Origin of the sequence: Streptomyces sp. NPDC057099 (assembly GCF_042671245.1) — a bacterium.
Lineage (GTDB): Bacteria > Actinomycetota > Actinomycetes > Streptomycetales > Streptomycetaceae > Streptomyces > Streptomyces purpurascens.
Genome location: NZ_JBHUTX010000053.1, coordinates 1 through 22,005, shown reverse-complemented (window position 1 = coordinate 22,005; position 22,005 = coordinate 1). Strand labels below are relative to the sequence as shown.

The following is a 22,005-nucleotide window of genomic DNA, read 5'->3' as shown; positions in this document are numbered from 1 at the left end:
GCCCCGGGGCCCTCAGCGAACGAACCAGCAGCGCACGGTCGTACCGCCGTCGCCCCGGTGCACCCGCACCAGGTCGGCGATCAGGTTGACCAGCAGGATCCCGCGCCCCCCGCGCTGGTCGCGAGGGACGGGCCGGCGCCCGGCCAGGACATCGGCGAGCCGTCCCTCGTCGCGCACCTCGCACACCACGTACCCGTCCTCGGTCCACATCCGCAGCACACCCGAACCACCGCCGTGCACCACGCTGTTCGTGGTGAGCTCGGCCGTGGCGAGGGCCAGGTCGTCCAGCTTGACGCCGGTGAGACCGAGCCGCGCCGCCTCACCGACGGCCACGTGCCGGGCCGGGGAGAGCGAGTCGGAGTCGAAGGGGAACGTCAGCGCGTCCGGCACGGGCGGCAGCGGCTCGTTGTAGCGGTCGACGACGGACCAGGGGGCGTACGCGTCGCTGTCCTGCTCCGCCCGGGAGCCGGCGGGGATGACGGTGGGGTGGGTGGCGTACGCGTCGGCGAGGACGTGTTCGGGCAGCTGCTCGGCGTCGTACGGACACAGGATGGTCGCCGTACGGCCCCGGAAGGCCGCGTTGATGAGCGCCTCGTGCTGGGCGCAGGCGGGGTACTCGGTGGCGGAGCGCCCGGCCCAGACGGGCTCGCCGATGATCCGCACCCGGCGGCCGGAGGGCTGGGCGTCGGCGAACGCGCGGAGCACGCCCGGGATGATCCGCCCGGGGTTGCGCCCGGCCTCCCGCATGTCCAGGAACTTCACGGCGGCCGCGGCCTCGCCCAGGACGTCCCGGATCAGCGCGAGGTTCTTGCCGGGCACGGCGACCGCCACGGGTTCGCCGGCCGCGAGGCCGTCACGTACGAAGGGCACGGTGCCGTCGAGGTACTCCTGCTCGTCCCGGTAGAAGAGCGCAGGGTGGACAAAGGGGTCGAGGGGTCCGAAGGGCTCGGTGACGGCAGTGGTCATGACGTCGACACCTCGATCCCTTCCTGGTCGGGCCACAGCAGGTCCAGCGTCCGTCGCAGGGCCGGCGGCGGCCGGCGCACGACGAACCTGCGGCCGTCCCGGAGCTGCCCGGCCGCGGCCGCGAGCGCGCCGGCGCCCGCCACGTCGACGAACGTCACGTCGGACAGCTCCAGGTAGTACACGTCCTCATCCTCGCGAACGGCCTGCTCCAGTACGCCTTCCCAGATCGCGCGGGTCGTCAGGCCGACTTCTCCCGCCGCCCGGACACCTTGCCGCCCGGCCAGCGGAAACACCGCCAGGCCCGGCATGCGGGGACCGGCGGCAGGCACCTGATATCGAGTGTTCAAGCCCGTCTCCCCACGCTCGCGGACCACAGCGCTCGTACCCGTCCGGGAAAATCTCATTCCCCCGAACCGGGTGTAGTACGCCGGAAGGGGGGCAGGCGCACGTCACACCGACGTCCACCGGGGGGGCGACGTGACCGTTGCGCAGTCCGGCTCGGACCGATGACGACCGACGAGGAACGACAGGGCGGTGACATGACGTCAGCGGCATCACCACACCTCACAGGAGGGCTGGACACCCTGGTCATCAGTGGCCGTGTCGACGCGGACCGTGCCGAGCTCACCCCGCGTGGTGAGCTCGTTCAGGGCTGCGCGGACATCCTGGCCCGAACCCTGGCCGAGCTGCCGGCCACGATCACCCGGGTCGACCTGGACATGGGGGGCGTGCATTTCATGGACACGGCCGGACTGCGGTTCCTTGACGTCCTGGGCGACTACGGCCGGGAGCGTGCGACGACGACGGTCACGACCACGAACTGGAACGGCCAGCCGCGCCGGATCCTGGAGCTGGCGGGCCTGGACACCACGGATCCGCTGCGCCCCGCGGCTCACGACCCCGTCCCGGCCGCGTCCTCGGCGGTCGCCCTGGAACGCGCGGAGCGCCTGCACCTCCTCCAGTCGGAGGTCGAGCAGCTCCGCCAGGCCATCGCCTCCCGCCCGGTCATCGACCAGGCCCGCGGCATCCTCATGGCCACCCACGGCTGCAGCTCCGACCAGGCCTGGCACATCCTGCGGGAAACGTCCCAGCTCTCCAACACCAAGCTCCGCGACGTGGCCGCCGCGGTCACGGCCAGCGCGGAATCCGACGGCCCTCCCCCACCCCCCGAACTCCGCACGGCGCTGAACAAGGCCCTCGCCCGCCGCCACCACGGCTGACCCGGGGGAGGCGGCCGGCCGGCACGCGGCAACCCACTTGATCAGCGCAATACCTGGACGAATCGCTCTCGTTGTCAGCGATGTGCCTCCCGCGACCCCAGCCCCGGCAGACCGACGCACGACCACCGCTCGGACGGTGATCGGCGACGACCCGGCACTACGGGCGGCCTACCGGCTCTGCCGGCTCCGGACCAGGCGGCAGGACCCCGCGGAGTACGCCCTGATCCAGCTGGTGCCGGCCCCGCTGCGCCCGGCGCTCCACGCGCTGTGGGCGGCCGCCAACGCCCTCGACGACCTGGGCGACGACCGCACCGCCCCCGCCGCCGAACGGGCCGCCCGCGTCGAGGAGTGGATCACCGCCCTGCACCGCGAACTGCCCACCGGCACCAGCCCGGACCCGATCCGCCACGCCCTCGTGCACACGGCGGTCCGCTGGCGCCTGGACCTGTCCGAACTGCACGCCGCCATGACCCAGGTCCAGGACGACACCGAGGGCAGGCACTTCGCCGACTGGGCCGAGTGGCGCACCTGGGGCCGGGACAATCTGCTGCCCTGGTTCGGCCAGGTCCGCACCCTGTTCGACCGGGCCGGCGTCCCCGTGGCGCTCCGGCTGGACACCCGGGAGACCTACGAGGAGTTCCTCGACGGCGTACGGCTCACGGACATCCTCACCGACCTGTCCGCCGACCTCGCCCAGGGCGACCTGCTCCTGCCCGACGAGGCCCTCGACGACCACCCCGGGTCCGCCGTCGACTTGGCGCACCGCCGCTGGAGCCCCGCCGTGTCCGCCCTGGTCACGCGGCTGACGGGCCTGGCCCGCCGGTGGGTGACCCAGGAGACCCTCTGCCGCGGTATGCACCCCGGCCCCGCCACCGTCCTGCACACGATGGCGGCCCTGCTGCGCGCCCAGCTCGACGCCATCGACACCGCCGGGCCGGCCGTCCTCCAGGCCCCGCCCCGGCCCGCACCCCTCACCCGCGCCCGGATCCTCGCCCCCGCCCGGGCCCGCGCGACCCTGGCCTGGAGCCTGACCCCGCTGACCGTGCCACCCGCGCACCGGCCTGACCACGGCAGACGCCCCACGCCCGCTCGCCCGCCTCGCACCGCCACCTTCCGCTCTCCCCCGCCCCACCCCACCGGCGAGCGGTCACCGGAGATCGCACCCACCCATCTGCCCGCCCATGTCGCCGTGATCATGGACGGCAACGGCCGCTGGGCCCAGCAGCGGGGCCTCCCCCGCCACGAGGGCCATCGCGCCGGTGCCACCGCCGTCCGCGAGGTGGTCCACGGTGCCCTGGAGCTCGGCCTGCGCCACCTGACCCTGTACACCTTCTCCACCGAGAACTGGCACCGCGACGCCGAAGAGGTCGACGCGATCGTCGACCTCCTGCGCCGTGAACTGGTCGAAGACCCCTTCCGCGACCTCGACGTCCGGCTGGGCTGGCACGGCCGCGCCGGCCGTCTGCCGCCCGACCTGGTGGACCTGCTCCACCTCCGGGAGCGCACCACCCGCACCCGCACGGGCCTGACGCTGACGATGTGCATCGACTACGGCGGCCGGGACGAGATCACCCGAACGGCCGCCGCCCTGGCCCGCCGCACCCGAGCAGGCCACCTGGATCCGGACCTGATCACCGAGGACGACTTCGCCCGGCACCTGCCCCGCCCGGACCTGCCGGACGTGGACCTGCTCTGGCGCACGGGCGGCGAACACCGCGTCTCCAACTTCCTGCCCTGGCACACGGCCTACGCCGAACTGCACTTCACCCCTGGCCTCTGGCCCGACACCGACCGCCGCGACCTCTGGCAGGCCGTCACCACCTACACCCACCGCCAACGCCGCCACGGCACGACTCCGGCCACCTCGGCCTAGCCGGAACAGGGCATCCCCGTCACGAGGCGGTAGACGACGGTGACGTCCTCGTAGTCCCTACCGGGGACGACCGGGTCCGGCAGGTGGGTGCGGTCACCGTGGCTCGTCGACTTCCGCTTCCCGGTGCCGGTGAAGCGAACGGCTGTCCGGGGTTCCTCCGTGAAGCGGAGCCGGTCGGCGTGGACGGTCGACCGGAACGAGATGTCCCCCGTTCAGGGCGGCTCCTCCGGTTCCTCGGGCTTCTTGGCGGCACGCGGGCGACCGGACCTCGGCGGCAGCTTTCCGTCCTCTCCCCGCACCCGGCGCTTGCGGGTGCCACTCTGACTCCGGCCAGGCCGCCCCTGCTCCTCCTCCGCGCCATCACGGGCCGCACGCGGCTCGGCCGGCTCGGCCCCTTCCGCGGTGCCCTTCGCCGTCTCCGCGGTGTCCTTCGCCGTCTCCGCGGCGCCCGCAACGGCCTGGCCGCTGCCCCGTACCGTGTCACCTGCCGCTTCCGTTGCCGCTTCCGTCGCACCCGTGGCCTGTTCGGCCACGCTCCCGGCGGTGCCGCCCACTGCCTCGCCGGCGTCTCCGACGGCCCGGCCCGCCTCCTGCCCGACGCCCTCCACCGCGCGCCCGGCACCACCGCCCACGTCCTGAACAGCCTTCCCGGCTCCCTCACCGACATCCTGTGCCACGGAGCCGACGCCCTTGCCCACGTCCTGAACAGCAGCCCCGGCACCCTGGCCCACGTCCTCTACGGCGGCCCCCGCGCCCTGACCCACGTCCCTGACGGCGGCTCCGGCTCCCGTACCCAGCTCCCCCACGGCCTGACGGGCTCCGCCGCCGACGTCCTGCACGGCGGAGCCGACGCCACGCGCCAGCTCGTGGAGGATCTCCGGGTTGCGGTCGAGCGTGGTGAGCACGCGGTCGATGATCTTCGCGACGTGATGGAGCCGCACCTTGAGCTGGGCCTGGGCCTCGACGCCCGAGATACCCAGATGCACCCGGCCGAGCGTGACGTCGGCGCCCACGTTCAGTTTGAGCAGATCCAGCACCTCGGCCTGCAACGAGACATGTGCCCGCAGATCCTCGACGTCCAGGTCGATCTCGTCGACCTTCAGGATCGGAACATCGAGGTACACATCAGGGCTCCCCCCGACCGCGTCCTCCTCGTCCTCCTCCTCGTCGTAAGCCTCGGGATCGACGTACTCGTCGTCGTACTCCTCGACGGAGTCCTCATCGTTCTCGGCGTTGCCACCCATCGCCACGCCTCCGCGTTTTGGCATACCTTTCGACCATTTTGATCCCTTTTGGTCATCTACGCGCGGTCAGTACCGTCCGCGCGGGGTCACGCCTCCGCCTTGGCCCGGGCGATGAGCAGAGCCACGTCGTCGTGGTCTCCCTCGGCGCGCAGGGAGTGCAGAAGCAGGTCGCAGGTCGCGTCGAGGGAGCGGTCGGGGTCGTCGAGGACATCGAGGAGGGCGTCCAGGCGGACGTCGATCGGCTGGTCGCGGGTCTCGACGAGGCCGTCGGTGTAGAGGACGAGCTGGTCCCCCGGTCCGAAGCCGATGGACGTGGAGTCGAAGGGAATGCCGCAGCCTCCCAGGGGCGCGCCGGTGGGCATGTCGAGCAGCTCGCGTGTGCCGTCCGGGCGGAGGAGGACGGGCGGCAGATGCCCGGCGAGGGAGATGTGGCAGCGCGCGGCGTGGGGGTCGAAGACGGCGTAGACGCAGGTGGCGATGGTGTCGATGCCGTCCGTGATGTGGTCGAGGTGGTGCAGGACCTGGTCGGCGGGCAGATCGAGATCGGCCAGGGTTCTGGTGGCGGTGCGCAGCTGTCCCATGGTGGCCGCGGCCGTGACGCCGCTGCCCATGACGTCGCCGACGACGAGGGCGGTCTTGTCGCCGTTCAGGGGGATGACGTCGAACCAGTCGCCGCCGATCTCGATGGCGGCCTGCGCGGGGCGGTAGCGGCAGGCGACGTCGAGGCCGGGTCGCTGTGGCGGAGGATGGGGCAGCAGGCTGCGCTGGAGGGTGAGGGCGATGCGGCGCTGTTCCTCCACGGCGCGATGCCGGTCGGTGACGTCGACGCTGGAGGTGGCCACTCCCAGCACTTTCCCGTTGGGGGACTCGAGCCGGTAGAAGGAGATCGACCAGGCGTGATCGTGGTCCGGGTCGGCCGCCGTACGGCCGACGGTGTACTGGTCCACGACCGGTGTCCCGGACGCCAGAACCTCACGCATGGCGGCTTCGAAGGACTCGTCCACGAAGGGCAGCACCTCGTGGATGTGGCGGCCGATGTGCTCGGCGGCCGGCATGCCGTTCATCCGTTCCTCCGCGGGGTTCACGGAGATGTACCGGAGCTCGGTGTCCAGCATGCCCAGTCCGATCGGTGACTGGGACACCAGCTGTGCGGACAGGGCCAGGTTCCGCTCCACCTGCCGCAGGGTCGCCTGGTCGGTGGCCAGACCCAGCGCCCAGAAGTCGCGCTGGTCGTCCTGCAGCCGCATGTTGCGGAACTCCACCATGCGCGTACTGCCGTCCTTGTGCCGGACGGGAGCGGCCCCGGCCCAGCTCGTACCGTCCCGCATGACCTGGGCGAACAGCGCCAGCACCGTGTCGAGGTGCTCCTCGTCGATCAGCAGCCGCCCCGCGTACTGACCCAGGGCCTCCTCGGCGCTGTAGCCGAAAAGGATCTCGGCCTGCGGGCTCCAGAGATCGATCCTGCCCTCGGCGTCGAGGAGGACAGCCGCCACGTTCAGCACGTCCAGCAGGCCACCCGGCGTGGACGCGACCACACCCGCCGCACCGGGCCCACCCCGGAAGGGTTCGGTCGCACCCATACCCCAGGCTCCTTCCGGCCGCCGATCAGGCCGCCGCCATCCCATCGTCCCCCTCCGCCACCCACGCGTGCACGCCCACACCGGCGAAGAGTCCGCACAGCGTCACACCACTGCGCCTACAGGGCGAGCCATCCCCGTCAGTGACTGACAAAGAGACATCTGCTAGCGTCATGTCAGTGACTGACAAGAAAGACCTTCGTGAGCGCCGCCGGCTGGCCACGGAGTCCGAGATCGAGGACGCCGCGCTCGACCTGTTCGAGCAGCGCGGGTTCGAGAGCACGACCGTGGACGACATCGCCGCGCGGGTCGGCATGTCGCAGCGCACCTTCTTCCGGTACTTCGCGACGAAGGAGGACGCGGCCCTGGGCCCGAACCGCGCCTTCGAAGCGCTGCTCACCGCACGGCTCGACGGGCATGTGGCGGGCACGTCGGCGCTGCGGGACGTGGAGGAGGCCGTGGCCGCCGTGCTCGGCGAACTCGGCTCGGGCCGGCCCGAGGTCGTACGGCGCATGGTGCGCGTACGCCGTCTGGTCATGAAGGACGAGGCGTTGCGCAGCGCGGCCCTGCGGCGGGAAGCAGAACAGTGCGAGCGGTTCCTGCGGTTGCTGGCCGCGACCACGGGCAGCGCACCGCTGGATCCGCGGGCCCGTCTCCTGGCCGAGACGGTGAGCGTCACGCTGCGCGTGGCCTTCGACGACTGGGCGGCGCGGTACGAACCGGGCAAGGAGTCAGCCCTCGCCGAGGCGTATCGCACCACCTGCACCCGCCTGCGCGCACTCGTCGCGGAGCGCTGACCACTTACATCACCAGGAGAACCTCTTTATGCACGCCTTGGTCCTGGACCAGCCGGGCACCTGCGACACGCTGCGCCCGGCAGACCTGCCGACCCCCGAGCCCGGCCCCGGGCAGGTGAGGGTCAAGGTCGAAGCCTGCGGCCTGAATCCCTCGGACCACCAGCGTGCCGCGTACGGCATCCCGGAGTGGGAGTGGCCCGCCGTCCTGGGCCTGGACGTCGTGGGCCTCGTGGACGCCGTCGGCGCGCACGTGACGCACGTCCGCCCGGGGCAACGCGTCGCGTACCACGGTGACATCCGCGCACGCGGCGGCTTCGCCGAGTACAGCCTGGCCGACGCGACGGTCCTCGCCCTCGTCCCCGACGGTCTGGAACCCGCGACGGCGGCCGCGCTGCCCTCGGCCGGACTGACCGCCTATCAGGCGGTGGTGCGCCGCCTGGGCGTCGGCAACGGCGACACCGTGCTGATCACCGGTGGCGCGGGCGGGGTCGGCGGCTTCGCCGTGCAGCTCTCCGCGCTGGCCGGCGCCCGCGTGTTCGCCACCGAGGCCGCGCACAACACCGAGCACGTCAAGGCACTCGGCGCGGAAGCGGTCATCGACTTCCGCACCGAGGACATCCCCACGCGCGTACGGGAGCTGACCGACGGCCGGGGTCTGGACGCCGTGGTCGACACCATCGGCACCGACTCCGCCACCGCCAACCTCCGCCTCCTGGTGCACGGAGGCGGTCTCGCCGCCATCGCCGGACGCCCCGACCTGAGCGCCGTACCGCCCTTCGGAATGGCGCCCTCCGTGCACGAGATCGCGCTCGGAGCGGCGTACACCGTCGGCGACGAACGGGCCCTCGCGCAGCTGTCCGGCATGCTGACGGACCTGCTCGCCCTGACCGCCGACGGCCGCCTCGATCCGATGCTGGCGCGCACGGTCACTCTCGACGAGGTACCGGCGGCGCTCGTCGAGCTGTCGGGCCGTGGGGTGCGCGGCAAGCTCGTCCACGTGCGCGGCTGATGCCCCGCCACCGCCAAGGAGTCGTCATGCCCCTGCTCCCGCCCCCGTTCGACCCGGAACTCGCCGAAGCCCTGCTCGCCGCCGGTGAGGCCGGTTCCTTCGCGCTCACCCATGACACGCTCGCCGAACAGCGCGAGGCCCTGAACGCCGCGGCCCCCACTCTCGAACAGCTCGGCCGCGACGGCTTCTTCACGGTCGAGGAGCGAACGGTGCCGGGGCCGCACGGCGCCCCCGACATCTCCCTGCTGATCTGCCGACCCGCTGCCGGCGCGGGCGGTCGGCCCGTTCTCTACCACGTGCACGGGGGCGGAATGATCGTAGGGAACAACCGCTCGGGGATGGACGGCTTCGCGTCCTGGGCCCGCGAACTGGACCTGGTGGTGGTGTCGGTGGAGTACCGGCTCGCGCCGGAACATCCGCACCCGGCGCCTGTCGAGGACGTCTACGCCGGTCTGGTCTGGACGGCGGAACACGCCGAGGAGATCGGAGGGGATCCCGAGCGGATCGTCGTCGCCGGGCACAGCGCGGGCGGCGGACTGACCGCGGCCCTCTCCCTGCTGTCCCGGGACCGTGAGGGCCCGCGCCCGCTGGGGCAGATGCTGTTCGCCCCGATGCTCGACGACCGCAACGACACCCCGTCCGCCTACCAGATGGAGGGCCTGGGCGTCTGGGACCGCAAGGCCAACGAACTGGGCTGGACGGCGCTGCTGGGCGAACGGCGGGGCACGCCCGAGGTGTCCCCGTACGCCGCGCCCGCACGGGGACAGGACCTTTCGGGCCTGCCCCCGGCCTACCTGGACGTCGGCTCCGCGGAGACCTTCCGCGACGAGGTCGTCACCTACGCCTCCCGCCTCTGGCAGTCGGGCGCGGCGGCCGAACTCCACGTCTGGCCGGGCGCGTACCACGCCTTCGAGGGGTACGCGCCCGATGCCGCCCTCTCCCGCGCCGCTACGGCCGCGCGGGTCGGCTGGCTGCGGCGGCTCCTGGACTGACGGCCCGGGCTCACTTCAGGTGCCGGTCGAAGAACCGGTTCCCGTCGTCCACCTCGAACCACGGGGTGCCGGTGTGCCCGCCCAGATTGGCGTGCAGCGTCTTCTCCTCGGTACCGAAGGCGTCGAACAGGTCGAGGGCACGCTGCCGGGGGTTCCCCTCGTCGTCCCACTGCAGCAGGAACAGCAGCGGAATGGTGACCTGCCGGGCCTCCTCGCGCTGGGCCAGGGGCACATACCCCCCGGCGAAGAATCCGGCGGCCGCGATGCGCGGCTCGGACACCGCCAGCCGGATGCCGACGGCGGTCCACCCCGAGTACCCGACCGGGCCGCCGATCTCGGGCAGCGCGAGGAGGGCGTCCAGGGTGGTCCGCCAGTCCGGGACCGCCTTCTCGACCAGCGGGCCGATGTAGGACTCGAAGATCTCGTCGACCGGCTCGCCGGACTGGATCGCCCGGCGCATGTCGGCGCGGGCCTGCTCGTCGGCGGCGGAACGGGGCCGGTCGCCGCACCCGGCGGCGTCGATGGTGGCCACCGCGTAGCCGTACGCCGCGCAGTGCCGGGCCCGGGCCACCAGCCGGGGTTGCGCCTTGGGCAGGCCATTGTTGTGGGCCATCAGGACCAGCGGGGCCGGTGCCGCCCCAGAAGATCCAGCAGAGCCCGGCGTCCACAGGGTGCCGGGGATCTCGCCGAGGGTGAATTCGCGTGCGAGGACGCCGTCGTCGAGGCGTTGCTCGGAAGTGAATCGCATGGTCGTGCCTTTCGGGAGCGCTCGTGAACGGCGCTCCCGGACGACCTATCGCCCGACCGTGACCCCGGAGGGGAGCACCCATGTCGATACTGCGTTCACGGGTACCACCTCCTCGTTCTCTCGCACGGCCTCCCGGAAAGTAGCAGGGGGCGACGCGGCCCGCCAACAGGTTTTGGCGGAGGCTCCGTGGCCGGCTGCCACGGAGCGGGGCCGTGCGGTCAGTCACCCCAGAGGCAGAGCCAGGAACGAGGGCCGGCCGTCGGGCGAGCCGATCGTGGTGGTGCTGCCTTCGACGCTCGCGTCGGAGTAGAGGGGGTCCTTGCTGGTGACGGCCAGCATCAACCGGTGGTCCGCGGGCAGGTCGTAGCCGGCGGCCTGCAACCTCCAGGTGCTGGTGCGGTCCTGGCCGGGGGTCAGACCGGTGAGGGTGAGGGGCTCGTGCGTGATGATGCGGGCCGTGTCGTCAGGGCTGACGTCGTACAGGTAGGCGACCAGGGTGGTGGAGTCGGCGGAGCTGCGCACGGTCAGCGTGAGTTCGGGGATGCCCCGGATCCGACGGGCCTCACCGGTGCCGCTGCCGCTGCCGCTGCCGCCGCTTGCCGCGATCGGGTCGCTGGTGAAGACCGCGAGGTTGCGGCGGTCGAACTTGTCCGGCTGGTAGCTCTTGGGGTTGCCGTTCCACTCGGCCTGGCCGGTGGTGATGATGGCGTCCACGGCGGTGCAGTCGGTCGACTGCCCGGCGGTGAACTCCCGTGCCCAGCCCGTCTGCGGAGCGGTCCCCAGAGCGCCGTCGGGACCGCCCGACGAGGCGGTGAGGTACCAGCGTTCGACGGAGGTGGTGACGTCCGCCCAGGACTGCCTGGACTCGCGCACGGCCGGCACGGTGATGACGTTCTTCCCGGTGTCCGGATCGGTCCGGGTCTCGTAGGTGAACATGACCTGGCTGCGGACCTCGGACCAGGAGGGCACGTCGTTCGCGGCCCCGCCCACATGGTGGTCCAGCCAGGCGAGCGCCTCCTCGACCGGCGCGTTCGGGCCGCTGAACGGGACGGTGAGACCGGCGCCCTCGGGCGCGGCATGGTCGCCGATCCACAGGTTCAGGTGCTTGGGCACGGTCAGTTGGCCGAAGTGCTCGATGACCTGGTTGGCCGGGAAGAGCGTCTCGTGCCAGGTGTTGGAGAGGAACGTGGGCACGCCGCGGGCGTTGGTCAGGTCGACGTACGACGACGGCGATCGTTCCTTGCCCCATGCCACGACGTCGTCGAGGTTCCGGCCGGCCCGGAAGTCCGCCAGGATCTGCTGCGTGGCCGCGTCGAACTTCCGCTCGAGCGGGCCTCCGGTGAAGTTGATCAGGGCGTCCACCGCCGCCAGGTGCCGGGTGTCGTGGTGGTAGAGGCTGTCGGCCAGGTCTCCCCAGGTGCTCAGGGCGACCACCGCGGCCACCCGTCCCGCCGGGTCGTGCGCCGCGACCAGCTGGCTGATGCCCGAGCCGTACGACTCACCCAGGAAGGCGATGGCGCTCGGGTCGAAGTGCTGCTGGGCGTAGTCGATGACGGTCGAGCCGTCGGACCGGTCCGCGGGGCCGGCCACGTCGATCGTGCCCCCGGAGGTGAACGGCGCGTCGACGTAGCCGCCGTCGGGGAGGCCCATGGTGTAGCCGATGCCACGCGGGGTGTACGCCAGCACGTGGTAGCCGCGCAGCGCCAGCTGGAGGTACGTGTACTCGAACAACGCCCAGCCGAAGGGCGTCCAGCCGGAGGGCACGATCACCACGGGCCGCGGTTCTTCGGTGTTGAGTTTGATCGTGTGCGCCGACAGCCGTACTCCGTCGTCGGCGGTGATGCGGGGGAAGCCGATGGTCGCCTTCTGCCGGACCTGTTCCGTCAGCTTCTGGAGGTCAGGGGGCAGCACCGCCTTCTCGGACGTGCCGTTCAGCGTCGCGACCAGGGCCGCGGCGAGGTTGGCGGCGGCCGGATCGAGCGATGTGGGCGACGCGTAGACGCCCTGCTCGGCGATCCGGCTCAGCTGCGCCGTGGTGACCGCGGTGATCGCGTCGTCTTCCTGGGGGTGGCTCACGAAGCCCGTCCTCTCACTGTCGCCGACCGGAAGGGGGCGACGGTCGGCACCCTGCTGGCTGCCGGAGACCCCGGCAGCCTCTTGATCCCTTCCATCACCACAGCAGGGCTGCACAGGGGCACAGAAGCACGTCCACCCGCCCCCAACGCCTCAGAAGCCCCCCACACGCCACGCACGCCCGGCACCCGCCGGCGACGTGCGGACCTCGCGGCTCAACCGGACGGCCGAGAATCATCGTGCCGACCGAGTCGATGAACCCCATCACCTTTGCCGGTGAAGGGCCGTACGTTGTTTCGACATGAGACCCCGTATCGCCGTGATCGGCAGCGGCCCCGCCGGGCTTGCCTTCGCCCGCGTCCTTCACCGTCATGGCCACCCGGTCACCGTCCTCGAACGCGACCCAGCCCGCGACGCCCGTCCCGCCGGCGGCACGCTGGACCTCCACGAGGGGCTGGGCCAGCTGGCGTTGGAGAAGGCGGGGGTGCTGGCGGAGTTCCATGCGCTGTCCCGTCCCGAGGGGCAGGCCATGCGCATCCTGGACACGGACGGGACCGTCCTGCGCGACTGGCGGCCACGTCCGGGCGACCGGGCCAATCCCGAGATCGACCGCGGGCAACTCCGTGACCTGTTGCTCGGACCTCTGGAGGTTCAGTGGGGGCGGGTCGTGACGGAGGTGGTGCCGGAGGGCCCGGACGGCGTGCTGGTCCATTGCGCGGACGGGCGACAGGAGACCTTCGACCTCGTGATCGGCGCGGACGGCGCCTGGTCCCGGGTCCGCCCGGCGGTCTCGTCCGCGACGCCGCAGTACACCGGCGTCACCCTGGTCGAGACCTCCCTGGACGACGTCGACACCCGCCACCCCGCCCTCGCCCGGCTGGTCGGCGACGGTTCCCTGGCCGTGTACGGCGTGAACCGCGCGATCGTCGCCCAGCGCAACAGCGGCGGCCACGTCAAGGTGTACGCGCAGTTCCGCGTACCGCTGGACTCGCACACGACCCCCGACCGGCATACGGCCCCGGACCAGCCCGCGGACCTCGGCCCGGCCGATGTCGAAGCCGTGCGATCAAGCCTGCTGGCCCAGTTCGACGGCTGGGCCGCCCCCGTGCTCGACCTCCTCCGCCACGGCACGACTTTCGTCCACCGCCCCCTCTACGTCCTTCCCGTGTCCCACACCTGGCCCCATGTCTCCGGGGTGACGCTCCTGGGCGACGCCGCCCACCTGATGCCCCCGTTGGGAGCGGGCGCGAACCTCGCGATGCTGGAAGGCGCCGAACTCGCCGAGTCCATCGCCGCCGCCCCCGGCCCTGCGGATCTGGACGAAGCCGTCCGCGCCTTCGAGGAACAGATGTGGGCCCGGGCCGGCAGGTGGGCGAAGATCACGACAGCAGGCCTGGAACGCCTCGTCAGCCCGGACCCGTCCCAAGCCGTCGCCCTCTTCGACGAGGTCCAGCCTTCCTGACGTTGGATCAGTCCGCCGAGGCCGTCCCAGCGCTGGTGCCGACTGAACGCGGCACCGGCCAGGGTCATCGTCGATACGAAGAGCAGGCCGCTGCAAGCAGGAGCTCAGCCTGAAATGCGAAGAGCAGCCGACATCCCGTTGCCCCAGTTTCTCGCCGAGTACGAGGAGCAGAGCCCACGTCACCGTCGCCTGGTGTCCGACCACGGGCCGCGGCCGGTCGTCGAAGCCGAGGAATCCGGTGGCCTGCCGCGTCGACCGCCCGTGACAGAACGAAGACTTCGCGGAGGACCGCCTGTAACTCGGTGCGAGATACAAATACTTCAGACCGCACGCACCGCGCTCCTCCTGGGGGAACACCGTGAAGTACACCCGCATCGCCGCCCTCGCCGCCATCGGCGTCGCCGCCTCCCTCTCGCTCACCGCCTGTGGCGGCAGTGACTCCGGGAAGAACTCGTCCTCCAAGGGCTCTTCTTCCTCGTCTTCCTCCTCGTCTTCTTCGTCCTCGGATGACGGCTCGAAGGCGGAGAGCGGCGCGGACTCCGACAGTTCCTCGGGTTCCGGACAGGACACCAAGGCCGCCGGTGCCGCGAACGGCGCGACGGAGACCGGCGGCAAGGTCAAGTTCTGCAAGACGCAGGACCTGGCCATCGACGCCAGGGACGCCGCGACCGACGAGGCCTCCGGCAGGATCGACATCACCATGATCAACCGGGGTTCGGCCACCTGCTCGGCGACGGGCTTCGCGGGCGTCGACATCAAGGACGCCGACAACACCTCGAACCCCATCGAGCGCGGCCACGCCGAGCCGCGTGTCACCACGCTGAAGCCCGGGGACGCCGCTGTCTTCAACCTCGCCTACGACATCGACAACACCGGCGACAGCCTCGCGCACCCGACCGACATCCTGGTGACGCCCCCCAACGAGACCCACAGCGTGAGCCTGAAGTGGCCCGCGAGCGCGGGTGAGATCAAGGGCGCCTACACCGATGTTCAGGTCTACCCCACGCACACGACCAAGTAGGCCGGTGCCGGCGAGGCGGCCGCGCTACCCGGACATCCCCAGTCGCGTCGGGCAGACCAGAACACCCGCACCCGGTCTACCTGGTGAGATCGGTCGGTTCGTCGAGTCGGGTCAGTTTCTCGGGGTTTGATGTCGCACAGATCCGGGTGACGCGCCCGTCCTCGATCACGAGGCTGACCGCGGCCCGTGCGCTGTCGGAGTCGACCCGGATCGCCGGAGCGCCGCCGTCGGCGATGAGGACCACGTCCGGCGCCATGATCTCCAGAAGGTCCTGGACGCGCCCGGTATGCAGCGCGGCGACGAACCGGCCACCACGGCCTGGTGCTCCGACCGGTTCACGCTGACGCGTGGCTGCCGAGCGGCGATGTGGTGACGGGCCCGCCGGGCGATCTGCCGAACCGCGGCGGGCGTCCTGCCCACGGCCTCGGCGACCTCGTCGTACGGCAGGTCGAAGACCTCGCGGAGGACGAACACCGCGCGTTCCGCCGGTCCGAGCGTCTCCAGGACGGTCAGCATCGCGATGGCGCATGTGACAACCACCCGGCAAGGCCGTCGGCGCGACGTGTGAGCCATACGAAGGAGCCTGCGGCGGGTCGGTGCGGGGTTCGTGCGGCGAATGCCGTGGCCCGAGTAACGTCATGAACCTCGTTTGAGCAGGTCACGACGATTCTGCTGGAGTGGGGCGGGTGGGACTCGAACCCACGGCCGACGGATTATGAGTCCGCTGCTCTAACCGGCTGAGCTACCGCCCCATAGCGGCGTGTCGCGTACATGTGTGCGCGCCGTCTGCCGCAGCATAGCCGCTCATACGATCTCCTGCTTCGGATGGTCGGCTTCGCACGGCCTTCGTGACCATGAGGACTGCGACGGGCTCCGCGCGGTTCCCGGAAGATCGAAACCGGCATGAAAAAGGACCCCTGAGAGGGGTCCTCGTTCACCATGCTCCCCCGACTGGACTCGAACCAGTAACCTGCCGGTTAACAGCCGGCTGCTCTGCCAATTGAGCTACGGAGGACCGAGCTCCCCGGACTGGACTCGAACCAGTAACCTGCCGGTTAACAGCCGGCTGCTCTGCCAATTGAGCTACCGAGGAATGCCTCGTTGCATCGAACGTACCTACCTGGGTATCCGCCAGGGGGCGGTTGCTCGCTGCGACACATACATTAGCGCAAGCAGGGGGGTGCTCCGCCAATCGGTACCCGGCGGGGCGCCGACACCGCACCGGAGACCTACGCAAGGGAAGGGTGGCCGCCATGCGTTACCGGCTCACGTTCGTCGCCGGAGTCGTCCTGGGTTACGTGCTGGGCACGAGGGCCGGACGCGAGCGCTACGAGCAGCTGAAGAAGACGGCCCAGCAGTTCGCGCAGAACCCCGCCGTCCGCAACACCGCGGAGTCGGCCGCCCACCAGGGCCGTGAGTTCGCCGGCAAGGCGTACCACGTGGTGAGCGACAAGGTCGGGGACCGCGTCCCCGAGTCGGTGGCCGACCGGGTCCGCCACCTCCGCGACCGCGCCACCCACAACGGCGGCGAAGACGACTGGGGCACGAGCAACACGTAACAGTTCCGCTGCGGTGCCGGGCGGGTCCACGTACCCAGGGGGCGCGGGGAACGGCGCGACCAGCCACGACGAGGCCCGCGCCCAGAAGCCGGCACGGGCCCCCACGGCGCCCACCGCCCCGGCCAGCGCAGCGGTACGGCAGAATTTTGGCCATGGGGATAGTCGCCGGGTTGGACAGTTCACCCGATTTCACTCGTATCGTCGTCTGTGACACGGACTCCGGAGCCGTGCTCAGGCAGGGATATGCGCAGCATCCGGTGGAGAGCCCCGAGGGCGGCGGCCGGCCGTCCGACGTCGATCCGCAGGCCTGGCTGCTGTCCCTGGGCGAGGCGGCGGGCGGCGGGCTCCTCGAAGGCGTGCAGGCCATCGGCGTGTCGGCCCAGCAGAACGCCGTCGTGCCGCTGGACGCGCAGGGCAACACCGTGCGGCCGGCGATGGTCGGCAGCGACAAGCGGACGCAGGTCGCGGCGGCCGATCTGGTCGACGCGCTCGGGGGGCGTGAGGCGTGGGCGCAGGCGGTGGGCTGTGTGCCGCAGGCCGCGCAGCCGGTGACGAAGCTGCGCTGGCTCGCCCGGACCGAGCCCGACAACGCGCAGCGCACCGCGATCCTCCTGCAGGCGCACGACTGGCTGGTGTGGCAGTTGCTGGGCCGGCCGGTCAGAAGAACCACCGACCGGGGCGGCGCGTCCGGCACCGGGTACTGGTCGGCGGCGACCGGCGGCTACCGGACCGATCTCGTCGAGCTGGCGCTCGGGCAGCAGGCGATGCTGCCGGAGGTGATCGGCCCGGCGGACGCGGCGGGCAGGACGCCGGAGGGGCTGCTGATCTCCGTAGGGACCGGCGAGACCATGGCGGCGGCGTTCGGGCTGGGCATCGGGCTCGGGGACGCGGTCGTGTCGCTGGGCGCGTCCGGGTCCGTGATGGCCGTACACCCCGAGGCGCTGGTCGACGGCTCCGGGATGATCACCGCGCTGGCCGACGCGACCGGCATGCACCTGCCGGTCGTCACCACGCTGAACGCCGTACGGACGCTGCGCGGGACCGCCGAGCTGCTCGGGCTGTCCGATCTGGAGAGCCTGTCCGACCTGGCGATGAAGTCGACGCCGGGGTCGCACGGGCTGGTGCTGCTGCCCTATCTGGAGGGTGAGCGGACACCGAATCTGCCGCACACCGCCGGGACCCTGGCGGGGCTGCGGCGTGAGTCGATGAAGGCGGAGCATCTGGCGCGGGCCGCGTTCGAGGGCATGCTGTGCGGGCTCGCGGACGCGCTGGACGTGCTGCGCGGGCGGGGCGTGGAGGTGCGGCGGGTCTTCCTGCTCGGGTCGGCCGCCGAACTGCCCGCCGTGCAGGCCGCAGCGCCCTCGCTGTTCGGGACGCAGGTCGTGGTGCCGCAGCCCGCGGACTACGCCGCGATCGGCGCGGCCCGCCAGGCGGCCTGGGCGCTCGGGGTGTCGCAGGGCTCGCTCGACGCGCGGACCCCGCCGACCTGGCAGGGCGCCGTCGCCCAGGTGCTGGAGCCCGGGGAGGACCTGGCCGTGGGGCAGGCGGTGCGGCAGCAGTTCGTGGCGGTGCGGGAGCAGACGCATCCCGGAGCGCTGCGGCAGTAGGCCCGGAGGCCCTGTTGGGTTAATTCGGTTGAGGTAACGCGGGTGGAGTGTTCGACGATAGGGGCCAGGGGCAACCAACCGCCCCGTCGCCCACTCCGAGAGAAGCAGCGTGCTCATACGACTTCTGCGGACCTATCTCAGGCCCTACAAGAAACCCATAGCCCTGCTGGTGCTGCTGCAGTTCCTGCAGACCTGCGCCACGCTCTACCTGCCCACGCTGAACGCGGACATCATCGACCAGGGTGTCGTGAACGGTGACACCGGCTACATCGTGGGCTACGGCGGCCTGATGATCGGCATCTCGCTGGTCCAGGTCGTCACCAACATCGGTGCCGTGTACTACGGCGCCCGTACGGCCGCGGCGCTCGGGCGGGACGTGCGGGCGTCCGTGTTCGACCGGGTGCAGTCGTTCTCCGCGCGCGAGGTGGGTCACTTCGGGGCGCCGACGCTGATCACCCGTACGACGAACGACGTCCAGCAGGTGCAGATGCTGGCGCTGATGACGTTCACGCTGATGGTGTCGGCGCCGATCATGTGCGTGGGCGGCATCGTGCTGGCGCTCGGCCTGGACGTTCCGCTGTCCGGGGTGCTGGTGGCGGTCGTGCCGGTGCTGGGCATCTGCGTGACGCTGATCGTGCGGCGGCTGCGCCCGCTGTTCCGGGCGATGCAGGAGCGGCTGGACACGGTGAACCGGGTGCTGCGCGAGCAGATCACCGGCAACCGGGTGATCCGCGCCTTCGTCCGGGACGAGTACGAGCAGCAGCGCTTCCGGAAGGCCAACACCGATCTCACGGACTTCGCGCTGGGCACAGGCAATCTGCTGGCGCTGATGTTCCCGATCGTCATGACGGTGGTGAACCTGTCGTCGATCGCGGTGGTGTGGTTCGGCGCGCACCGCATCGACAGCGGCGGGATGCAGATCGGTGACCTGACGGCGTTCCTGGCCTATCTGATGCAGATCGTGATGTCCGTGATGATGGCCACCTTCATGTTCATGATGGTGCCGCGCGCGGAGGTGTGCGCCGAGCGGATCCAGGAGGTGCTGGACACCTCCTCCAGCGTCGTACCGCCGTCCGCGCCCGTACGGGAGCTGCGCCGGCACGGGCATCTGGAGATCCGGGGGGCGGGCTTCCGCTATCCGGGGGCCGAGGAGCCGGTGCTGCGGGCCGTGGACCTGCTCGCCCGGCCGGGCGAGACGACCGCCGTCATCGGCTCGACCGGCAGCGGCAAGTCCACACTGCTCGGGCTGGTGCCGCGGCTGTTCGACGCGACCGACGGGCAGGTGCTCGTGGACGGTGTCGAGGTGGCGGAGATCGATCCGGTGCTGCTCGCGCGGACCGTCGGACTGGTGCCGCAGAAGCCGTATCTGTTCGCGGGCACGGTGGCGACGAACCTGCGCTACGGCAATCCGGACGCCACCGACGAGGAGCTGTGGCACGCGCTGGAGGTGGCGCAGGGCAAGGACTTCGTCGAGCGTCTCGAGGGCGGGCTCGACGCGCCGATCGCCCAGGGCGGGACGAATGTGTCGGGCGGTCAGCGGCAGCGCCTCGCCATCGCCCGGACGCTGGTGCAGCGGCCCGAGATCTATCTCTTCGACGACTCCTTCTCCGCGCTCGACTACGCCACGGACGCCGCCCTGCGGGCCGCGCTGGCGCAGGAGACCGCCGAGGCGACCGTCGTGATCGTCGCCCAGCGGGTGGCGACCATCCGGGATGCCGACCGGATCGTCGTCCTCGACGAGGGCCGGGTCGTCGGCACCGGCCGGCATCACGAGCTGATGGCGGACAACGAGACCTACCGGGAGATCGTGCTCTCCCAGCTCACGGAAGCGGAGGCTGCCTGATGGCCGGGCCGATGGGGCGGATGATGGCCGGGGGCGGCCCCGACCAGCGCTCGCTGGACTTCAAGGGGTCGGGCAAACGCCTGGTCACGCGGTTCCGGCCGGAGCGGGTGACCATCTGTGTGCTGCTGCTGTGCGTGGTGCTGAGCGTCGGGCTCAGCGTCGTCGGGCCGAAGATCCTCGGCAAGGCGACCGACCTGGTCTTCGCGGGCATCGTCGGGCGGGGCATGCCGGAGGGGGCGAGCAAGGAGCAGGTCCTCGACTCCATGCGGCAGCGCGGGGACGGTGACGTCGCCGACATGCTGCGCAGCACCGACTTCACCCCGGGCCAGGGCATCGACTTCACGGCCGTGGGGCAGGTGCTGCTGCTCGCGCTGGGCGTGTTCGCGGTGGCCGGGCTGCTGATGGCGGTGGCGACACGGCTGGTGAACCGGGCCGTGAACCGGACCATGTTCCGGATGCGCGAGGACGTACAGACGAAGCTGTCGCGGCTGCCGCTGTCGTACTTCGACAAGCGTCAGCGCGGCGAGGTGCTGTCCCGGGCGACGAACGACATCGACAACATCGGGCAGACGCTCCAGCAGTCGATGGGGCAGCTCATCAACTCGGTGCTGACCATCATCGGCGTTCTCGCGATGATGTTCTACGTCTCCTGGATCCTGGCGCTGGTCGCGCTGGTGACCGTGCCGCTGTCGTTCGTCATCGCCACACGGGTGGGCAAGCGGTCGCAGCCGCACTTCGTGCAGCAGTGGCGTACGACGGGCAAGCTGAACGCGCACATCGAGGAGATGTACACCGGGCACACCCTGGTGAAGGTGTTCGGGCGGCAGGAGGAGTCGGCCAGGCAGTTCGCCGAGCAGAACGAGGAGCTGTACGAGGCCGGGTTCCGGGCGCAGTTCAACAGCGGGGTGATGCAGCCGCTGATGATGTTCGTGTCGAACCTCAACTACGTACTGGTCGCGGTCGTCGGCGGGCTGCGGGTCGCCTCGGGCTCGCTGTCCATCGGTGACGTACAGGCCTTCATCCAGTACTCGCGGCAGTTCTCGATGCCGCTGACCCAGGTCGCGTCCATGGCGAACCTGGTGCAGTCGGGGGTCGCCTCGGCGGAGCGGGTCTTCGAACTGCTGGACGCGGAGGAGCAGGGAGCCGATCCGGTGCCGGGCGTACGGCCCGAGGAGCTGCGCGGGCTGGTGGCGCTGGAGCGGGTGTCGTTCCGCTACGACCCCGACACGCCGCTGATCGAGGACCTGTCGCTGAAGGTCGAGCCCGGGCACACGGTGGCCATCGTCGGGCCGACGGGCGCCGGCAAGACGACGCTGGTGAATCTGCTGATGCGGTTCTACGACGTCACGGGCGGGCGCATCACCCTCGACGGGGTCGACATCGCGCGGATGTCCCGGGACGAACTGCGGGCCGGGATCGGCATGGTGCTCCAGGACACCTGGCTGTTCGGCGGCACGATCGCGGAGAACATCGCGTACGGGGCGGCCCGGAAGGTGACCCGGGGGGAGATCGAGGAGGCGGCCCGGGCCGCGCACGCGGACCGGTTCATCCGTACGCTGCCGGACGGGTACGACACGGTGATCGACGACGAGGGGACCGGGGTCAGCGCGGGCGAGAAGCAGCTGATCACCATCGCCCGGGCGTTCCTGTCCGACCCGGTGATCCTGGTGCTGGACGAGGCGACGTCGTCGGTCGACACGCGGACCGAGGTGCTGATTCAGAAGGCCATGGCGAAGCTGGCGCACGGGCGGACGTCGTTCGTCATCGCGCACCGGTTGTCGACGATCCGGGACGCGGACGCGATTCTCGTGATGGAGAACGGGGCGATCGTGGAGCAGGGGACGCACGGGGAGCTGCTGGCGTCGGACGGGGCCTATGCGCGGTTGTACAAGGCGCAGTTCGCGCAGGCCGTGGCGGAAGTGGACTGAGGCCGCGGGTCCGTTGTGGCTGGTCGCGCAGTTCCCCGCGCCCCTTGAGGACGTGCGGCTCGCGCCCCTCCAGGGGCGCGGGGAAC

At 71.2% G+C, this 22,005-nt stretch carries 17 protein-coding genes, 3 tRNA genes and 1 pseudogene; 11 read left to right on the top strand and 10 right to left on the bottom strand.

The genetic code is table 11. The annotated features are described in order from the left end of the window. Positions 1–12: 12 nt before the first annotated feature. Together ACFT4A_RS36655 and ACFT4A_RS36650 are read right to left on the bottom strand one after the other, a co-directional pair. Complete coding sequence (locus ACFT4A_RS36655; RefSeq protein ID WP_382839365.1) at positions 13–966, bottom strand: anti-sigma factor RsbA family regulatory protein; 954 nt, start codon at positions 964–966, stop codon at positions 13–15. Next, the gene (locus tag ACFT4A_RS36650; RefSeq protein WP_382839362.1) at positions 963–1,313 is read right to left on the bottom strand and encodes an STAS domain-containing protein; all 351 of its coding nucleotides are present in this window, start codon (positions 1,311–1,313) and stop codon (positions 963–965) included. The genes ACFT4A_RS36655 and ACFT4A_RS36650 overlap by 4 nt, the downstream gene beginning before the upstream one ends. Before the next feature lie 192 nt (positions 1,314–1,505). Between ACFT4A_RS36650 and ACFT4A_RS36645 the strand changes: the two genes are divergently transcribed. After that, the gene (locus ACFT4A_RS36645) at positions 1,506–2,186 is read left to right on the top strand and encodes an ANTAR domain-containing protein (RefSeq protein WP_382839419.1); all 681 of its coding nucleotides are present in this window, start codon (positions 1,506–1,508) and stop codon (positions 2,184–2,186) included. Between the two features lie 136 nt (positions 2,187–2,322). Continuing rightward, positions 2,323–4,059 carry a polyprenyl diphosphate synthase gene (gene uppS / locus ACFT4A_RS36640; RefSeq protein WP_382839359.1) on the top strand — a complete coding sequence of 579 codons (1,737 nt, stop codon included), beginning with the start codon at positions 2,323–2,325 and terminating at the stop codon, positions 4,057–4,059. 212 nt (positions 4,060–4,271) lie between these two features. Here uppS and ACFT4A_RS36635 read toward each other — a convergent pair whose 3' ends face one another. After that, positions 4,272–5,303: a hypothetical protein gene (locus tag ACFT4A_RS36635; RefSeq protein WP_382839356.1), complete on the bottom strand. Its 1,032-nt coding sequence runs from the start codon at positions 5,301–5,303 to the stop codon at positions 4,272–4,274. Positions 5,304–5,389: 86 nt separating this feature from the next. Next, the gene (locus tag ACFT4A_RS36630; protein WP_382839354.1) at positions 5,390–6,883 is read right to left on the bottom strand and encodes a SpoIIE family protein phosphatase; all 1,494 of its coding nucleotides are present in this window, start codon (positions 6,881–6,883) and stop codon (positions 5,390–5,392) included. A 176-nt stretch (positions 6,884–7,059) separates the two neighbouring features. Between ACFT4A_RS36630 and ACFT4A_RS36625 the strand changes: the two genes are divergently transcribed. From ACFT4A_RS36625 to ACFT4A_RS36615, 3 genes are read left to right on the top strand one after another with little or no spacing between them, the layout of a single operon-like run. Continuing rightward, entirely contained in the window at positions 7,060–7,677 is a 618-nt protein-coding gene (locus ACFT4A_RS36625) for a TetR family transcriptional regulator (RefSeq protein WP_382839352.1), read from the top strand. A gap of 28 nt (positions 7,678–7,705) precedes the next feature. Further along, positions 7,706–8,686, top strand: coding sequence for a zinc-binding dehydrogenase (locus ACFT4A_RS36620; protein ID WP_382839349.1), 981 nt, complete (start codon positions 7,706–7,708; stop codon positions 8,684–8,686). 26 nt (positions 8,687–8,712) lie between these two features. Then, a complete protein-coding gene (locus ACFT4A_RS36615; protein WP_382839347.1) occupies positions 8,713–9,678 on the top strand; it encodes an alpha/beta hydrolase in 966 nt (321 codons plus the stop codon). Between the two features lie 10 nt (positions 9,679–9,688). Here ACFT4A_RS36615 and ACFT4A_RS36610 read toward each other — a convergent pair whose 3' ends face one another. Further along, a complete protein-coding gene (locus ACFT4A_RS36610; protein WP_382839344.1) occupies positions 9,689–10,426 on the bottom strand; it encodes a dienelactone hydrolase family protein in 738 nt (245 codons plus the stop codon). Positions 10,427–10,648: 222 nt separating this feature from the next. Continuing rightward, the gene (locus ACFT4A_RS36605; RefSeq protein WP_382839342.1) at positions 10,649–12,502 is read right to left on the bottom strand and encodes an alpha/beta fold hydrolase; all 1,854 of its coding nucleotides are present in this window, start codon (positions 12,500–12,502) and stop codon (positions 10,649–10,651) included. Positions 12,503–12,800: 298 nt separating this feature from the next. On the opposite strand from ACFT4A_RS36605, the gene ACFT4A_RS36600 reads away from it, so the two are divergent. Beyond that, complete coding sequence (locus ACFT4A_RS36600) at positions 12,801–13,961, top strand: FAD-dependent oxidoreductase (RefSeq protein ID WP_382839339.1); 1,161 nt, start codon at positions 12,801–12,803, stop codon at positions 13,959–13,961. Positions 13,962–14,319: 358 nt separating this feature from the next. Beyond that, positions 14,320–14,982, top strand: a complete 663-nt coding sequence (locus ACFT4A_RS36595) for a DUF4232 domain-containing protein (RefSeq protein ID WP_382839337.1) — start codon at positions 14,320–14,322, stop codon at positions 14,980–14,982. 76 nt (positions 14,983–15,058) lie between these two features. On the opposite strand, the pseudogene ACFT4A_RS36590 reads toward ACFT4A_RS36595, so the two are convergent. From ACFT4A_RS36590 to ACFT4A_RS36575, 4 genes and pseudogenes are all read right to left on the bottom strand, one after another. Next, positions 15,059–15,507, bottom strand: a pseudogene (locus tag ACFT4A_RS36590) (sigma factor-like helix-turn-helix DNA-binding protein); the annotation flags it as partial. Positions 15,508–15,660: 153 nt separating this feature from the next. Next, positions 15,661–15,734, bottom strand: a tRNA-Ile gene (locus ACFT4A_RS36585). Positions 15,735–15,924: 190 nt separating this feature from the next. Next, positions 15,925–15,997: transfer RNA gene (locus ACFT4A_RS36580), tRNA-Asn, on the bottom strand. A 5-nt stretch (positions 15,998–16,002) separates the two neighbouring features. Continuing rightward, a tRNA-Asn gene (locus ACFT4A_RS36575) sits at positions 16,003–16,075 on the bottom strand. Positions 16,076–16,235: 160 nt separating this feature from the next. Here ACFT4A_RS36575 and ACFT4A_RS36570 point away from each other — a divergent pair. From ACFT4A_RS36570 to ACFT4A_RS36555, 4 genes are all read left to right on the top strand, one after another. Further along, positions 16,236–16,541: a YtxH domain-containing protein gene (locus ACFT4A_RS36570; RefSeq protein ID WP_189725003.1), complete on the top strand. Its 306-nt coding sequence runs from the start codon at positions 16,236–16,238 to the stop codon at positions 16,539–16,541. A gap of 152 nt (positions 16,542–16,693) precedes the next feature. Continuing rightward, entirely contained in the window at positions 16,694–18,148 is a 1,455-nt protein-coding gene (locus ACFT4A_RS36565) for an FGGY-family carbohydrate kinase (protein ID WP_382839335.1), read from the top strand. Between the two features lie 109 nt (positions 18,149–18,257). Further along, positions 18,258–19,991 carry an ABC transporter ATP-binding protein gene (locus ACFT4A_RS36560; RefSeq protein ID WP_382839333.1) on the top strand — a complete coding sequence of 578 codons (1,734 nt, stop codon included), beginning with the start codon at positions 18,258–18,260 and terminating at the stop codon, positions 19,989–19,991. Then, positions 19,991–21,919 carry an ABC transporter ATP-binding protein gene (locus ACFT4A_RS36555; RefSeq protein ID WP_382839331.1) on the top strand — a complete coding sequence of 643 codons (1,929 nt, stop codon included), beginning with the start codon at positions 19,991–19,993 and terminating at the stop codon, positions 21,917–21,919. The genes ACFT4A_RS36560 and ACFT4A_RS36555 overlap by 1 nt, the downstream gene beginning before the upstream one ends. The last annotated feature ends 86 nt before the right edge of the window (positions 21,920–22,005 follow it).

What these genes read in the sequence shown, in the direction of transcription:
- ACFT4A_RS36655 (WP_382839365.1), bottom strand. Translation starts at nt 966, where the DNA reads ATGACCACTGCCGTCACCGAGCCCTTCGGACCCCTCGACCCCTTTGTC.
- ACFT4A_RS36645 (WP_382839419.1), top strand. Translation starts at nt 1,506, where the DNA reads ATGACGTCAGCGGCATCACCACACCTCACAGGAGGGCTGGACACCCTG.
- ACFT4A_RS36635 (WP_382839356.1), bottom strand. Translation starts at nt 5,303, where the DNA reads ATGGGTGGCAACGCCGAGAACGATGAGGACTCCGTCGAGGAGTACGAC.
- ACFT4A_RS36630 (WP_382839354.1), bottom strand. Translation starts at nt 6,883, where the DNA reads ATGGGTGCGACCGAACCCTTCCGGGGTGGGCCCGGTGCGGCGGGTGTG.
- ACFT4A_RS36620 (WP_382839349.1), top strand. Translation starts at nt 7,706, where the DNA reads ATGCACGCCTTGGTCCTGGACCAGCCGGGCACCTGCGACACGCTGCGC.
- ACFT4A_RS36615 (WP_382839347.1), top strand. Translation starts at nt 8,713, where the DNA reads ATGCCCCTGCTCCCGCCCCCGTTCGACCCGGAACTCGCCGAAGCCCTG.
- ACFT4A_RS36610 (WP_382839344.1), bottom strand. Translation starts at nt 10,426, where the DNA reads ATGCGATTCACTTCCGAGCAACGCCTCGACGACGGCGTCCTCGCACGC.
- ACFT4A_RS36600 (WP_382839339.1), top strand. Translation starts at nt 12,801, where the DNA reads ATGAGACCCCGTATCGCCGTGATCGGCAGCGGCCCCGCCGGGCTTGCC.
- ACFT4A_RS36570 (WP_189725003.1), top strand. Translation starts at nt 16,236, where the DNA reads ATGCGTTACCGGCTCACGTTCGTCGCCGGAGTCGTCCTGGGTTACGTG.
- ACFT4A_RS36565 (WP_382839335.1), top strand. Translation starts at nt 16,694, where the DNA reads ATGGGGATAGTCGCCGGGTTGGACAGTTCACCCGATTTCACTCGTATC.
- ACFT4A_RS36555 (WP_382839331.1), top strand. Translation starts at nt 19,991, where the DNA reads ATGGCCGGGCCGATGGGGCGGATGATGGCCGGGGGCGGCCCCGACCAG.